The sequence below is a fragment of the Lyngbya sp. CCAP 1446/10 genome, from assembly GCF_026130175.1.
Taxonomy (GTDB): domain Bacteria; phylum Cyanobacteriota; class Cyanobacteriia; order Cyanobacteriales; family Microcoleaceae; genus Microcoleus.
This window is the reverse complement of the sequence record NZ_JAIGNI010000155.1, coordinates 62,385-77,446: the sequence shown is the minus strand read 5'-3', so window position 1 is coordinate 77,446 and position 15,062 is coordinate 62,385. Positions and strand designations below refer to the sequence as shown.

The following is a 15,062-nucleotide window of genomic DNA, read 5'->3' as shown; positions in this document are numbered from 1 at the left end:
TATTCTGGATTTCTAGTTTCTCAATTAATCTTGGCTTCAACGCTGGATTTTTCCGAGGCTACTTTAACCTCTGAAATCGCCTTGCGACTAAAGATTTGGAAATACAAAGAAACAAAGAATTCTTTAACTGGAAAAACGATCAAAGTTAAAGGATTAATTGTCACAATGATATTGCGGACATCCGCTTTAGCTTGTTTGACAATTTGCTGCGCTACCCAATCTGGCGACATAATGCCGATCGGGTTTAAATTACTTTTGAACGGCCCTAAAATCAGTTTGCGAACGATACAGGGCGCATCCAGCCGTCGCAGGGTGACTAAATCTCCCAGAGCACGTTTGCTGAGTTCGTACAGGGGACTGACAGCGGGAATCACTTCTGCTTCGGAAGTATTGATCCAGACTTCTTTACAAGCGATGTTTTCGTTAGTTCGGACTGTTAAGAAAAAGAGTTCCATCAGTCGCCACGCCGAAAAAGTGTTAATTTCGTATGAATTTGCGATCGCCTCTCCGGTTCTTTCTCCCTGTACGTTGATCCCGTGATTGATGACGAGAATATCGATTTTTTCTAACAATTGAGCTAAATCTGCCTCTTGGCCAGCGTGCCAAATTACAGTTTTTACAGGCAAAATCTCGCCGCCTACATTCAAAGTAATTTTCTCATTTCCAGAGGAGAGGGCGATAACTTTTGCACCAGCTTTGTGCAGGTGTTTGAGAAGCAAACGCCCTAAAGTTCCCGATGCACCGGTGACGGCTACAGTTTTGCCTTTAAGAGAAAGTGCTGTTCCCATAAGTTTATCTATTAAGGTGAAAGTACCGCAATAGTAAGCATTTTGATTGTCAAAGTGATGCCGCCAATGATAAGGTTTATTAACGAACCAGTTGCCGGGGATAGTCTGGAATTCTCCCGGTTGGTGGGTGATGTCGGTTAATTCGTCTGCACCTTTAATGCCACACGCGCGGGCGATCGCGCTCAACAAAAAGCCTAAAGTATAAATACAACCGGCTGCTGCGCCCCAGTGATATGCCGGCAGCCAAAAATACGCTAAAACCCACAGCAACAAGCCTAAAACCAACATCGCCGCAGCTTCTGGCACATCGTGACGCCAGTGTGCTTGCTTGTAAATTGTCTCGCTGACAGCGGTCAAATTCGGGCGGAAAACGCGGTGATGCCAATTGTGCAGCTTTTGCAAAGGCGGCACATAATGAGACGCGACGTGATAAAAGTCTCGGATGATTTCTGCCCAGCAGACAGAAGCTATTCCCACAGCGCCGACTATCCAGTAATTTACCATACTCACAGAAGTTACAAATTTAAGATATTATATCATGTTATGTCATAAAAAAGGTTTGTAGTGAGGACTTTAGTCCTCTGATTGATGCGGACTAAAGTCCTCACTACAAACCTTCTTGATTGTGGTGGTTTTCTTGGAATATGATATGAAATATTGTCATTTTTTAATAATAAATGAAAATGATTTTTCTTGCTAGTCGGGTAATTGACTCAGCCGTTTTAAAATCTGCAAAACGCGGTACAACTCATTGCCAGGATTGGAAATAACAAATTCAGCAGAGCGGGCATACTGGGGAGTTTCCCCTCTGACTAACTTGACAAAACTAAAGTTAGCACCTGTGGAAATCATGCCAAAAGTAGGAGTTTCGGGATCGGGATCTGCGAGCATATATGTCAGGAGTTGGGCAAGTGCTTCGTCAGTTGAAAACGAAAGTTGTTTGGATTCAATTACTGTCACCCACAAGTTTGCTTTCATAATTAGGATATCTATCCTGCCTTCGATGATTCTGCCTTCGTCTTCTTCTTGAATCGCGATCGATTTTTCGGCTTTGACTTGAAAAGGAGACTCATACAGACCGGCAATAAACAAAATGGGGCTGATGATTGTTAGCTTGACTGCATTTTCCAATACAGGCGGGGTGTCTACCAAGTTGAAGTATATGTCTTGAACGCGATCGAGCAATTCTTTCTCGAAATCAGTTACTTCCGGCAAGTTTTCTTGCCATTCTGGGAAGAAATCAGCTTGACGAACTCGCTGCAATCCGAAGTTATCGATTAAATAGCGGAGGTTGATGTCTCTTGCTTGTAGTTTTTGCATTATGATTATTAATAAGGGCTTTTATGGCTATTAATAAGTTTAGCATAATTTTGATTTTTAACCGCAGATGAACGCAGATGAAATGCAGATGAAATGCAGATAAAGGAGATTTGGCTGAGATGTCTGTTTATGGGAATTTTTGTTCGCCATTTTGCTGTTTTTGGGCTGCTTGCATTTGCAGCAATTGCGGCACGGTGACAAAACGGTATCCCTGCTGTTTGAGTTTGGGAATAATTGCCGACACGGCCTCGATTGTTTGCTGGCGATCGCCCCCGCCGTCGTGCAACAATACGATCGCCCCCGATGTCGCTTGAGACAGCACACTGCGGGTTATAGCAGCCGCCGGAGGTTGCAAATAGTCTTTAGGGTCGATCGACCACATGACAACTACATAATTTTTCTTTTTGGCATAATCTGCAAAACCGTTACTTAAACGGCCGCCTGGAGGACGAAATAACAAACTTTTTGCCCCACTCGATCGATAAATGTGCACCCCAGTATTATCTATTTCATCCGATGCTGTTTTCTCAGTAACATTATGATAAAAGTGATGCCATGTATGATTGCCGATCGCATTTCCCGCTTTTACTACTCGCTTCGCAATTTCAGGATTTTCTCGCAAATTTGCACCCAAACAAAAAAATGTAGCTACCACATTATGTTTCTGCAAAACTGCTAATATTTTCAAAGTTTCCGCAGTTGGCCCATCGTCAAATGTCAGCGCGATAACTTTTGAGTTGCTGATACTTGCTTTATAAACAATCTGGCTGCGAAATTGCGTCGGCGGTGCGAATATTAAAGGTTTATCGGCGGGTTTCGGAGTCGGAGTGGTGGCGGGAGAAGGCTGTATTTGGGGTTTTGGCGGTTTCAGGAGGTTGGGCGGGAAATTGTCTAAAGGGGGGATTTGGGCGAGGGAATTGGAATTACCAGTTTGTCGATTTTCTGAAAATAGCAAAATTAGGGCGATCATTACGATCAATATAATACTTTGAATCGCTAATTTTTTAGTAAATTTGGTATTCATTAACTGTAATATTTTCTGTTAACGATATAACGATAGCTTACAACTTTGCCCGAAAATTAGATAAAATCCAAGATAGCAACGCATAACAACAGGAGAAAAGCCATGATTGCTCCGGCAAATCTCAGCCGCATCACGATTCCCCCTCTGGAAAATGGCGATTTGCTCAGCCGTGCAGAATTCGAGCGGCGCTATACAGCCATGCCCGCACTCAAAAAAGCAGAATTGATTGAAGGAATTGTTTATATGGCTTCACCCTTACGCTTTGAACCCCACGCCGAGCCCCATGCTCGTCTCATTACTTGTCTTGGCTTCTATGTTGCTTTTACCGCGCATACTCGGATCGGCGATAATCCTACCGTGCGTCTCGATTTAGATAACGAGCCTCAACCCGATGCTGTACTGCTAATTGATTCCCGACATGGGGGTCAAACTTTTCTTAGCGATGATGGCTATATTGAAGGTGCACCCGAATTTGTTGCCGAAATTTCTGCAAGTACCGCGACGATCGATCTGCGGGACAAAAAACGAGTTTACCGCCGCAATGGAGTCAAAGAATATCTCGTTTGGCAAGTCATGAATCGCCGGATCGATTGGTTTTCCTTGCAGGAAGAAGAATATATATCTCTGCTCCCCGATGCTGAAGGAATTATCCGCAGCCGAGTTTTTCCGGGGTTGTGGCTGGCAGTCTCAGCACTTATAGAGGGTGATATGCCAAGTGCGTTAGCGAAGCCCTCGAAGAGGATCGCCACTCTTCAAGCCGGATTAAACAGTGACGCACATCAAGAATTTGTCCAACAGTTAGCCAGCTTTCCAAATCCCGCTTAAATATCCCCTCAATCTCTTAGTCTGCGGAGGCAGACTTCGTTTGTATAGTCGCGGTTTCAACCGCCGAGCGAGCAATCGGGTAATCAACTCAGATTTGATATCATCCCCCTAAAAGCGACAAGTCTGCCGTGCCCTTTCATCCTCCGGTTCTTGCCAACCCCAAGAAAAATGACTCACCGCATTAATTTGCGGCGTTGCCGAACGAATTGCCTGCATTTGAATCTCCAAAGACGGCCGATTTTTCACCGATTTTCCCCAATCTCCGGCAATGGCAGGAATAATTTTTGCTCCCGGAGGCGCTAAACTCACTACCCGCTCCACCTGTGGCACAATACAGCTTACATCCCCGCAATTTCCGTAAGACATCGCGTGGAATTCTACAGCAGCCGGAAAGCTGTCCCAGGGCTGCAATCTCGAATCATATCCCCCTTGATTTATCTTTTTATTTGCATCAGGAAAAAATACCGCTCCTACAGGAATTCCCAAGCTTTGAGCTGGCCGAGTTGCTACCCCAAAAAAATCTAAAATTCCTTGAACTGCGTGAGCAACGCTCAGTTGCCAGAGGTCTTTTTGCAGAATGCCGGTGTCGGGAAGCGGCGGTTTTGGTGTCGGTTTTGGTGCAGGAGTTGCAGCGTTTGGCGATTTTGTGGCGGGAGTTTGTGAAGCTACTTTTGATGCGGCATTCTGTGTTCGAGAAGCGGGAGTTGCTACTGGAACGGATTGCGGAATTCGCCCCTGCCAAAGAGGTTCTCGCTCATTCGGATACTGTTTGACTACTGCTTGAACGTCATTAGTATTGATAAATCCTTTAGTCAAATATCGCTGAATTAAATCTCGCCCTTGCTGATTGTTAGCCCGCTGTAAAAGCATTTGCTGCGATGCTGGGCCGTAAATCCACAAGTCTTGAACTTTGGTAGCAACTGAAGCCGGCCCGAAGCCCCGTAGATAGCGAATGTAGTCGAATAACATTCCTTGTGGCTTGCGCTTGACTATTTGATTTACTAATAAAGTATAGTCTTGCTTCGCTTGCGGACTGTAGGGGTCGATAAAGGCTTGATTGCCCGGAACTTCTCCGAAGTCATCGTTAATTGTTGCGTCTTTAATTATTGTTAAACTTGTCTGGTTTTTGCCGTTTAATGCGAGGTTTTGCTGTCTGTCGGGACGCTGAGAATAGGTATAGCCAAAGTTCATGGTAAACAACCAGGTGTATACTTTTAAACCTCGCTGTTTGCCTTTGGCGATCGCCTTTTCCAACAAATCATATTTCTCGTAGCCACGATTTCTGACAACAGAAGGCCAAACAGTCGGATTATCTGCTGCTGGGAGTAGCACTTGGCCATCGTAAAACACTTCGACGTAGACTTGATTGTAGCCTTTATTGACAATTTTGTCTAATACGCGATCGATTTCTCCGGGCCTGACATCGCAGGGATACAAACGCAGCCAAACTGCTTGGGTTTGGGGCCAAGTTTTTTGGCGGCATTCTGCTATTTCCCGCGCGTGTTTGTTCAAAACGGCAAAATATGCCTGCTGGGATTCTGATTTTCCTGACAGCGCGGCGCGGCGCAAGTCTTCTTTTTGATTTACGTCTTCTTTGGATAATTGGCAATAGGCTGATGTTTCGGCAAAGGCTGCTTGATTTTCGATAAAGGGCCACACAAGCTGGCTGATTAAGCTACTTGTTAAAACAGCAGTTACCGCACTTAAACAGCGTCGCTGGGGTTGAAAGTTCGCGATGCGAGTTGGTGCAATTTTCATGGGATAATTAAATTTGGGTTTTCTAGTTTCAATTGGCTGGCGATCGCTGAATTGGCGATCGCCCAGACGCACATCTACAAATTTTCTACTTTTTTTCGGTTGACCTAGTTATGGCACAAGTCGATCGCACAATGCAAATTATGTCTGGCGGCAATTTAGATTCTGTGCGATAAAATAACGATAAGACTCGGCGGTTGAAACCGCTGCTATACAAACGATGTCCGCCTTCGCCGACTAAACAGTAAAAAAGTAAAAAAGCCTAATGTCGTATCATATCCAGTTCAATTTTTCAGTATTTTCTCACTAAATGCAGTAAAAAAAGCGCCTGGGTAAAGTGGGCGCTAAAAGCAGTTGATATTTCCAGTAAAAATTGCTAACACTCAAATGTTAAGGATGCAAAGATAAATTTTTATAATTTATCTTTTATCCCTAAATGTTGAGATTAAGATCCTCTGGTGAGAGCAGATTCTACCTGCTGAAATTCAATTTCAAGACGCTTTTTCAACTTTTCAGGAACGGGACGATTGGGATAGGAACTATAATGTCCTGCTAAAGAGTTTAAGGCCGTCCGCATTGTCGTGAAAGATGTCAGCTTGGTAAGAGCGGGATCGCGGCGGTATGCTGCGAAAAAATCATTGATACTGGTGCGAGCAGCGGCTTGAGCGGCTGCTTTTTCCGGCGCGCCATCTGGCAAAGTGAGCGCTGTTCTCAAGCTGTTGACTAATGCTAATGTGTCTGTGCTATAGTCTCCACTCAGAGTAGCGGGAACATTCGTACAGCCCGCTACGCCGATGACAACAACTAATACGAGGGCTAACAGACGGGAAATGTAATGCTTCATAAGGCTTAGAAAAATGGAAGTGAAAGCGACAATCAAAATTAACCTTTATCCTATCTCGAATTCAGCTAATAATGTCAAATTTTTATTATTTCTGCATCAATACCATGAAACAGAAACTTTGTCAATCTAAAATTTAAAATCTAAACTTGATTGATTTGTCCTGAAGCGACGGAGAGAATTTGGGTTTGCCGCAGCCACTGACTGTCAAAAGCCCCTAGGTGAGTGGTAGTAATTAGAGTTTGAAATCGCTCTTGAATTGTTTCTAAAAGTTGATTTTGGCGGCTTAGATCGAGTTCTGCAAGTACGTCGTCGAGCAATAGTAAAGGTGCTTCGCCGACGACTTCTTCAATAAGCTGCAATTCGGCTAATTTTAATGCTAATACGAGAGTTCGCTGTTGGCCTTGGGAGGCGTATTGACGCGCTGGCGTGTTGTTAATTGTAAATGTAATGTCGTCGCGGTGCGGGCCTACTAAGGTGGTTCCTTGAAAATGTTCTGCGATCGCCCTTTGTTGAATTTTATCTAAAAATGCTTGCCGTACTCCTTCAAGATTGTCTTTACCGATCAATTCCGAACTGACTTCTATATTAGCATCGTATTTGACATCTAAAACTTCTGTAGAACCGCTAATTGAACCGTGCCAATTGCGAGCTAGCGGCATTAAACGCTCCAAAATTCGATCGCGCCTGCGGATCACGCGAGCCCCCGCTGTCGCCAACTGCGCATCCCACAAGGCTAATTCTGAACTGGGAATCGGGGATTGGGGATTGGGCATTGGGCATTGGGCATTGGGCATTGGGAATTCTGCGATATTTTGGTCTTCGGGAGTTTCAGATCCGATAAATCGCATTTTGTCAAAGCTTTGGGAAAATTCGGCTTTCTTGACTTCTCTAGAACGTTTTAACAGAGCGTTTCGCTGGCGCAAAATTTGGTTGTATTGCTGCAAAATGTGAGCGTAAATCGGTTCTAATTGGATGACTAGCCGATCGATCCAATTGCGCCTTCCTTCGGGCCCGCCACGCACTAAGTCCAAATCCAAACAGGAAAATTGTACTACATTGATGACGCTCAAAAAGTCTAAATGGCGGCGCAGGGGTTCGCCGTTGAGTTTCAGGCTGCGGCGCGCTCCCGATCGCAAAGTTAAAGATAGGTCGATCGCTCCGGTTTGACGTTCGAGTGTAGCATCAATTTGGGCGATCGGCTTTGATTCCAGTATTAAATCGCGATCGCGCGATACTCTGTGGCTTTTTAATGTCGAAAGCAACTCTACTGCTTCTAACAAGTTAGATTTTCCTTGAGCGTTATTTCCTACTAAAATGGTTTTGGGAGCGTCAAACGCTACTTTTTGATCGTAGTAGTTCCGAAACTGCCGTAGGTGCAGTGTTTTCAAATACATAATATTGCGAAGAAGGAAGAAGGAAGAGGGAAGAAGAAAGAGGGAAGAAGGGTGCGAATTGCGTACCTTATCGGTTTGTAAATGATAATTGGTAATCAGATGTTTGATCGTTCGGACTTTAGTCTTCTGAAAAATGCGGACTAAAGTCCGAACGATCGCACCAACAAACCTTTTGTAATTAGGACTTTAGTCCTCTGAGGAATGCGGACTAAAGTCCTCACTACAAACCAAATATCGGCTGAGAACACTATTTGCGAGCTTTGTACAAGCGCACGAACAGTTTTTCCATTTCGATCCAGACAAACATCAGGGCGCTGAAACCGAAGCAAACCAGTAACTCAAAGGGCGACAAATAGTGAGTGCCGAAAAATGCTCTCAACGGCGGAACGTAAATCAGCATTAATTGCAAAGCAGTAGTCACAATCACGGCTCCCCAAACAAAAATATTAGTGCGGGGGTCTAACTCGATCGTTAGCTGGGTGTTAGAGCGAATGGCGATCGCATGACCCATTTGCGCTAAACACAGTGTTGTAAACACCATTGTTTTCCAAGCCTCTGGATTCCCGTGTCCCGGAGCGTGAGTATATCCGTAAGCCCAGGACATCATCGTGATCGTCAAAATTGCAAAAATAATCCCGATCCGAATGATGTAAGAACCCAAACCCCGCGCAAAAATACTTTCTCGCGGACTGAAAGGAGGCTTTTTCATCACGTTTGGTTCCCCCGGTTCCACGGCCAAGGCCAAAGCGGGAACGCCGTCAGTTACTAAGTTCATCCACAAAATTTGTAGCGGCGTTAGCGGCACTCCTCCCAAACCAATTAAAGGTGCGGCCGCAATTGTCAAAACTTCGCCGATGTTGCTACCCAAAATGTACTTAATAAAGCGCCTAATGTTGGTATAAACTACTCGCCCTTCTTCGGCGGCGGCGACAATTGTTGCGAAGTTGTCGTCTAGCAGCACCATATCGCTAGCTTCTTTGCTGACATCGGTGCCGGTAATTCCCATTGCGATGCCGATATCGGCTTGTTTCAGGGCGGGCGCGTCGTTAACTCCGTCGCCTGTCATCGCGACAAATTTGCCCCAACTTTGCAAAGCTTGGACAATTCGCAATTTGTGTTCCGGGGACACGCGGGCGTAAACGCTAACGTGCTCGACTTGTTGTTTGAGTTCTTCTTGGCTGAGTTTTTCTAATTCTTGACCGGTGAGAACTCGATCGCCCTCTTTAGCAATACCTAAATTGTGGGCGATCGCTTTTGCCGTCAACTGGTGGTCTCCTGTAATCATCACTACCCGAATCCCTGCATCGCGGCACTTCACCACGGCTTCCCGCACTTCCGGGCGCGGCGCGTCCAGCATACTGACGAGTCCTAGCCAAATCATGTCTTGTTCGCTGGTTTCCTCAGAACCTTCGGAGGGCAGGTTTTCCCAGATTTTGTACCCAAATCCGAGGACTCGCAAACCTGCGCTTGCCATGTTGTTGTTTTCGACGAGGATGCGATCGCGCATTTCCTGGTTTAAAGGTTGTATTCGATCGCCAACTATAATGCTTTGGCAGCGCTCCAAAGTCAACTCTGGAGAACCTTTGGTAAACATCAAATATTTCTGCTGCTGTCCGTTTTCGCAGGGAAATCCCGAATGTGGAGATCGGCCGGGGACTTCGCAAATCACGCTCATCCGCTTGCGTTCGGAAGAAAAAGGAAATTCCGCCGTGCGTTGCAGCAATTGACACTGTTTTTCCTTATAAATGCCTGCTTTTCCCGCTAAAGACAGCAGAGCTCCCTCTGTGGGGTCGCCCAAAATCTTCCATTCTTGCTGTTCGTGCTGCAATACTGCGTCGTTGCAAACCGCACAGGCAATTAATAAAGATTCGAGTTCTGGATATTCTTCTAAATTATTAATTGGGGCGGAGGTATGGCGATCGGTGAAATCTCCGATCGGGGCATAGCCGTCCCCTCCGATGGCGACAGTGCAGTCGCCCGTAGACACTAGCTGAACTACCATTTTATTTTGGGTCAGAGTGCCTGTTTTGTCGGAACAAATTGTTGTCACCGAACCCAACGTTTCTACGGCTGGCAGTTTGCGAATCAGGGCGTTGCGCTTCACCATCCGCCTAGTTCCGAGTGCCAAAGTGACTGTCACGACTGCTGCGAGTCCTTCGGGAACCACAGCAACTGCCATGCTGAGAGAAACTTCTAACAAATCTTCAAATCTGCTGGTATCTAACCCGATGCCGCCGTTGTTGAAGGTAATCATGCCGCCGATGACGACAACTACGACTAAGCCGAGGGCACCGGAGACTAGAACGTTTCCCAACTGGCTCATCCGCTGTTGCAGGGGAGTCGGTTCGGTTTCTACTGACTGAAGCATGGCGGCAATTTTGCCAATTTCAGTTTGCATTCCGGTGTTGGTGACGATCGCCTTGGCGCGTCCCTGAACCACTTCTGTGGCCTGAAAAATTAGGTTTAGCCGATCGCCCAAGGAAGCATCTTCGGGAAGTTCTAGATGAGCTTGCTTTGTAGCTGCGATCGCTTCTCCCGTCAAAGCAGATTCTCTGACTTGTAGGTTGTTCGATTCGATCAAGCGTCCGTCTGCTGCGATTTTTACCCCAGCCTCCAACAGCATCACGTCTCCGGGTACGAGTTCTTTGGCTGCTATTTCTGAAGTTTTGCCGTCTCGCAGGACTCTGACTAGGGGCGAAGCGAGGTTTTTGAGGGCTGCGAGGGCTTTTTCGGCACTTTGTTCTTGGAAATAGCCGAGAATGCCGTTGAGTATGACGATCGCAAAAATGGCGATCGCATCTTTGGGAAAAGTATTCGACTTGATGTCTAAGAATCCAGAAATCACGGCGACAAACATCAGCATTATCAACATGATGTTGGTGAACTGATCGACAAATATCGACCAAGCACTGCGGCCTCCTGTTTCTTCTAGTTCGTTGGGGCCGTATTGCTGCAAGCGTTCTGACACCTGTTGGCTGCTCAAGCCAGTATCTTTGTTGCTGTTTAGCTGCTGGAGGGTTTTGTCAATTCCTACGGTGTGCCAAGAAGAGGGAGAATTTAAAGAAGACATAAATTACGATCGAGCATGGGGCATAAAGGTGGTTGCGGCCGGACAGTTACAGCCGATCGATACTGCATAGGTATTGGTTCGAGATAAGAAGCAGGAAGCTAGACACTTCTCTATCTCTGGTCTATCTCTGGCTCTCTCGATCTGTTGGTAGATTTACCGCTGATATCACTCATCCACCTTAACTAAAAATTAGCAATTCTTTCAGCTTTTACCCAAGCGCCAACCGCTGAGTTTTGTCGTTAAATGCCGATCTGGACGGCAAAAGCTGTGGCTGTGGCGATCGACAATGGCAATCTCTGGGATTTTAACCACCCAATTCTGAGTGCATCTTGGATTGGGCATTTTTTTGGCTTTTTTCCCTATTCCCCGCCTTATTTTCGCAAAACTTTAATTTTCTTAACTTGTCTTAATAATAGGCTTTTTTGGGGCAAAGCGCACAATGGCGATCGGGATGCGGGACAATTTTGTGCTGCTCCACGGTAAAAACCAGGGGGATTAAACCAAACTCAGGGTTTCGGGCGACAACCCCGCATCTATCGTAGGGAGTAGATTGACCCGCGATCGCTTGCCCCCCATTTACCTTTTCAGAGAGATAAGCTCCTGTAATAATTTGTAATAAACAAACGCGGGCGAGCATTGTATAAAGGTTATCAGAGGGTTGAAACGACAGGCGAAAGTTAACAAAAACACTGATTAACAAGGTTTGTCGCATCTCATAAAAGGTGTAAAATTTTCTAAGGTTTCTTAAACGTCCGTTGCAATGTCACAATAGTGCAGGTAGCGGAAAGGGAGAAATCGATCGGAGCAGCAGATTAGCTGGCATCAAATTTCAACCCTTACAGGCACTCGTAGCCTGAACAAATTTAACTTAACGGTTTTATACCGCAACCAAACTCAATTAACTCAAGTAGGAGAGTTCTTTCATGTTTGACGCATTTACAAAAGTGGTTTCCCAATCTGACGCTCGCGGCGAATTCCTCGCCCAGGGCCAACTAGATGCTCTCAGCAGCATGGTTTCAGACGCTAACAAGCGGATTGACGCAGTAAACCGCATCACCGGTAACGCATCCAGCATCGTAGCCAATGCAGCTCGCACCCTGTTCGCCGAACAGCCTCAACTGATCGCTCCTGGTGGCAATGCGTACACCAACCGCCGCATGGCAGCTTGCTTGCGCGATATGGAAATCATCTTGCGCTACGTGACCTATGCAACTTTTGCAGGCGACGCCAGCGTTTTGGATGACCGCTGTTTGAACGGTCTGCGTGAAACCTACCAAGCTCTGGGAGTTCCAGGTGGTTCGGTTGCAGCCGGCGTGCAAAAAATGAAGGAAGCAGCGATCGCACTTGCTAACGACCCCAACGGCATTACCCGTGGTGATTGCAGCTCGCTGATGTCCGAAATCGGCAGCTACTTCGACCGCGCAGCTAATGCAGTCGGCTAAAAATAGCCAAGCGAACATTTCTTGTAAAGAAGCGAGCATCGCATTTTTGCAAACAATCATTTTTGTACAAAAACAACACAACATTAGGGAGAAACCAGAACAATGAAAACCCCTTTGACTGAAGCAGTAACAGCAGCCGATTCTCAAGGCCGTTTCCTGAGCAGCACTGAACTGCAAGTCGCATTCGGACGTTTCCGCCAAGCAGCAGCAGGTTTGGAAGCAGCCAAGGCTTTGACCGCCAAGTCTCAGCAGTTGATTGACGGTGCAGCTCAAGCTGTGTACAACAAATTTCCGTACACCCAACAAATGCAAGGCCCGAACTACGCTTCTACCCCAACCGGTAAAGCCAAGTGCTCTCGCGACATCGGCTACTACCTCCGCATGGTCACCTACTGCTTAGTTGCAGGCGGTACAGGCCCAATGGACGAGTACCTGATTGCAGGTGTTGACGAAATCAACCGGACATTTGAATTGTCTCCTAGCTGGTACGTTGAAGCTCTCAAGTACATCAAAGGCAACCACGGTCTGAGTGGCGATGCTGCAACTGAAGCGAATTCCTACCTCGACTACGCAATCAACGCTCTGAGCTAGATTTGCGTGATGCCCGGAAATGTAAGCTGCTGCTAGCTTGAGTGTTAGCGGTTGTATACAATTCCGGGCATCTGCGATCTTAGCCGAGTTTTCCAAATACTTTTTTAAGCAGTTGTTAGTTTTTAAAGCAAAAAAGGGAGAAGCAAAGATGGCGGGATTAGGTGCAGCAGAACGGTTGGGAATAAAAGCATTTGAAGAAGCCGGACAAGTAGAACTGCGCCCCCACTGGACGCAAGACGATGCGAAAGCAGTAATTCGCGCTGCTTACAGCCAAGTTTTCGGCAACGAGTATTTAATGTCGAGCGAACGACTCACCAGTGCCGAATCTTTACTGGTGCAAGGACAGATTTCAGTTAAAGATTTTGTGCGAGCAATTGCACATTCCGAAACTTATCGGAAAAAGTTTTTTTACCCCAACTCGCAAACGCGGTTAATCGAGCTTAATTACAAACATTTGTTAGGCCGCGCTCCTTACGACGAGTCGGAAATTGCCTTCCACGTTGATTTGTACAATGCAGAAGGTTACGAAGCTGAAATCAATTCTTACATTGACTCAGTAGAGTATCAAGAGAATTTTGGCGAGAGTGTAGTGCCTTACTATCGGGGTTTCGCGACTCAAAGAGGTCAAAAAACCGTCGGTTTTAACCGGATGTTTCAATTGTACCGGGGTTATGCCAACAGCGATCGCGCCCAAAACCAAAAGCAAGGGCGACTAACCTGGGAAGTTGCCAGAAATACGGCTTCGCCCATCTCCACCCCCTCCACCGGAAAAGCCCTTGGTGGCACTTCCGGCGGCACTCGCGACCAACTCTACCGAGTCACCGCAATGCAAGGTTCGGCTAAGTTTTCGCCCCAAGTACGACGCACTACTACCGAATATCTCGTGCCTTACGAGCAACTTTCGAGCCGCTTGCAGCAAATCAACAAACGTGGCGGCAAAGTGGTAAGTATTACCACAGCTTAAAGTTTGTAAAGACGTTTTTTTTGAAGCGTCTTTAACAAATTAGGACTAATTAATGTGTATGAGTAAGGTGCGCACTGTGCACTCTACTTTCAGACGTATTTGCCTTAGTCCTAAAAATTTCCAGTGCAACCAAGCTTTAAATTTTTGTTATTAATTTAGGAGAAAATTTGGTGGCGATTACGACAGCAGCATCCAGACTGGGAACATCCGCATTGAGCGATGCGCCGAAGGTAGAATTACGTCCGAACTACACCAAAGACGACGTTGAAACTGTGATTCGTGCAGTTTACCGTCAGGTGCTGGGCAACGACTATTTGATGAAATCCGAGCGCCTGATAAGTGCTGAATCTCTCCTGCGAGACGGCAGTTTAACGGTGCGAGAATTTGTGCGTGCAGTGGCAAAATCGGAACTGTACAAAACCAAGTTTTTCTACAGCAGCTTCCAAACTCGGGCGATCGAACTAAACTACAAACACTTGCTCGGTCGGGCTATTTACGACGAATCTGAAGTAGTTCATCACTTAGATTTGTACCAAAACGAAGGATACGATGCTGATATTGATTCCTACATCGATTCAGTAGAATATCAAGAAAGCTTTGGAGATAATATCGTACCTTACTACCGGGCTTTTGAATTTCAGCGGGGACAAAGATCCGTTGGCTTTACCCGGATGTTCCGCTTGTATCGGGGCTACGCAAATAGCGATACATCTCAAATAGAAGGCAATAACTCTCGCTTAGCAGCCGAAGTTGGCACCAACACGGCTACGGCTGTAGTCGGCCCCTCCGGTGGTAACGAAGGTTGGGCATATCGCCCTTCGGCACAAAACGTAACTCCCAGCAGCGGTTTCGGCGGCGCGGCAGCTTACGGCAAGGAAGGACGACTGTTGCGCGTGGAAGTTTCGGGGATTCGCACAGGTGGCTATCCTAGCGTGCGTCGCAGCAGCAAGGCTTTCATCGTACCTGTTGAGGATTGGCTGCCGCAAATGCAGAAAATTCATCGTTTGGGCGGAAAAATCGCCAGCATTACTCAAATTTAGTTGTT

14 protein-coding genes are annotated in these 15,062 nt (G+C 46.3%); 5 read left to right on the top strand and 9 right to left on the bottom strand.

From position 1 onward, the window contains the following. Positions 1–20: 20 nt before the first annotated feature. From K4039_RS28425 to K4039_RS28415, 3 genes are all read right to left on the bottom strand, one after another. The gene (locus tag K4039_RS28425; RefSeq protein ID WP_265239862.1) at positions 21–1,292 is read right to left on the bottom strand and encodes a bifunctional sterol desaturase/short chain dehydrogenase; all 1,272 of its coding nucleotides are present in this window, start codon (positions 1,290–1,292) and stop codon (positions 21–23) included. 192 nt (positions 1,293–1,484) lie between these two features. Continuing rightward, positions 1,485–2,108: a restriction endonuclease subunit R gene (locus K4039_RS28420; RefSeq protein WP_265239861.1), complete on the bottom strand. Its 624-nt coding sequence runs from the start codon at positions 2,106–2,108 to the stop codon at positions 1,485–1,487. A 127-nt stretch (positions 2,109–2,235) separates the two neighbouring features. Then, positions 2,236–3,132, bottom strand: coding sequence for a polysaccharide deacetylase family protein (locus tag K4039_RS28415; RefSeq protein ID WP_265239860.1), 897 nt, complete (start codon positions 3,130–3,132; stop codon positions 2,236–2,238). Positions 3,133–3,234: 102 nt separating this feature from the next. On the opposite strand from K4039_RS28415, the gene K4039_RS28410 reads away from it, so the two are divergent. After that, positions 3,235–3,957 carry a Uma2 family endonuclease gene (locus K4039_RS28410; protein ID WP_265239859.1) on the top strand — a complete coding sequence of 241 codons (723 nt, stop codon included), beginning with the start codon at positions 3,235–3,237 and terminating at the stop codon, positions 3,955–3,957. A 108-nt stretch (positions 3,958–4,065) separates the two neighbouring features. Here K4039_RS28410 and K4039_RS28405 read toward each other — a convergent pair whose 3' ends face one another. The 6 genes from K4039_RS28405 to K4039_RS28380 all read right to left on the bottom strand — a co-directional run bounded on the left by K4039_RS28405 (position 4,066) and on the right by K4039_RS28380 (position 11,720). Beyond that, entirely contained in the window at positions 4,066–5,715 is a 1,650-nt protein-coding gene (locus K4039_RS28405) for a family 10 glycosylhydrolase (protein ID WP_375339848.1), read from the bottom strand. Positions 5,716–6,157: 442 nt separating this feature from the next. Further along, positions 6,158–6,556: a photosystem II protein Psb27 gene (gene psb27 / locus K4039_RS28400; RefSeq protein WP_265239857.1), complete on the bottom strand. Its 399-nt coding sequence runs from the start codon at positions 6,554–6,556 to the stop codon at positions 6,158–6,160. 140 nt (positions 6,557–6,696) lie between these two features. Beyond that, positions 6,697–7,950 carry a DNA replication/repair protein RecF gene (locus tag K4039_RS28395; RefSeq protein WP_265239856.1) on the bottom strand — a complete coding sequence of 418 codons (1,254 nt, stop codon included), beginning with the start codon at positions 7,948–7,950 and terminating at the stop codon, positions 6,697–6,699. 247 nt (positions 7,951–8,197) lie between these two features. Next, the gene (locus K4039_RS28390) at positions 8,198–11,020 is read right to left on the bottom strand and encodes a cation-translocating P-type ATPase (protein ID WP_265239854.1); all 2,823 of its coding nucleotides are present in this window, start codon (positions 11,018–11,020) and stop codon (positions 8,198–8,200) included. 201 nt (positions 11,021–11,221) lie between these two features. Further along, a complete protein-coding gene (locus tag K4039_RS28385; protein WP_265239853.1) occupies positions 11,222–11,362 on the bottom strand; it encodes a hypothetical protein in 141 nt (46 codons plus the stop codon). A gap of 64 nt (positions 11,363–11,426) precedes the next feature. After that, the gene (locus K4039_RS28380; protein ID WP_265239851.1) at positions 11,427–11,720 is read right to left on the bottom strand and encodes a hypothetical protein; all 294 of its coding nucleotides are present in this window, start codon (positions 11,718–11,720) and stop codon (positions 11,427–11,429) included. Between the two features lie 223 nt (positions 11,721–11,943). Between K4039_RS28380 and K4039_RS28375 the strand changes: the two genes are divergently transcribed. The 4 genes from K4039_RS28375 (at position 11,944) to K4039_RS28360 (ending at position 15,057) form a co-directional block, all read left to right on the top strand. Beyond that, positions 11,944–12,462 (top strand): phycocyanin subunit beta, encoded by a 519-nt coding sequence (locus K4039_RS28375; protein ID WP_265239850.1) that lies wholly within the window; start codon positions 11,944–11,946, stop codon positions 12,460–12,462. 102 nt (positions 12,463–12,564) lie between these two features. Continuing rightward, a complete protein-coding gene (gene cpcA / locus K4039_RS28370; RefSeq protein ID WP_265239849.1) occupies positions 12,565–13,053 on the top strand; it encodes a phycocyanin subunit alpha in 489 nt (162 codons plus the stop codon). Positions 13,054–13,201: 148 nt separating this feature from the next. Then, positions 13,202–14,017, top strand: coding sequence for a phycobilisome linker polypeptide (locus K4039_RS28365; RefSeq protein ID WP_265239848.1), 816 nt, complete (start codon positions 13,202–13,204; stop codon positions 14,015–14,017). Between the two features lie 170 nt (positions 14,018–14,187). Continuing rightward, a complete protein-coding gene (locus tag K4039_RS28360; RefSeq protein WP_265239847.1) occupies positions 14,188–15,057 on the top strand; it encodes a phycobilisome linker polypeptide in 870 nt (289 codons plus the stop codon). The last annotated feature ends 5 nt before the right edge of the window (positions 15,058–15,062 follow it).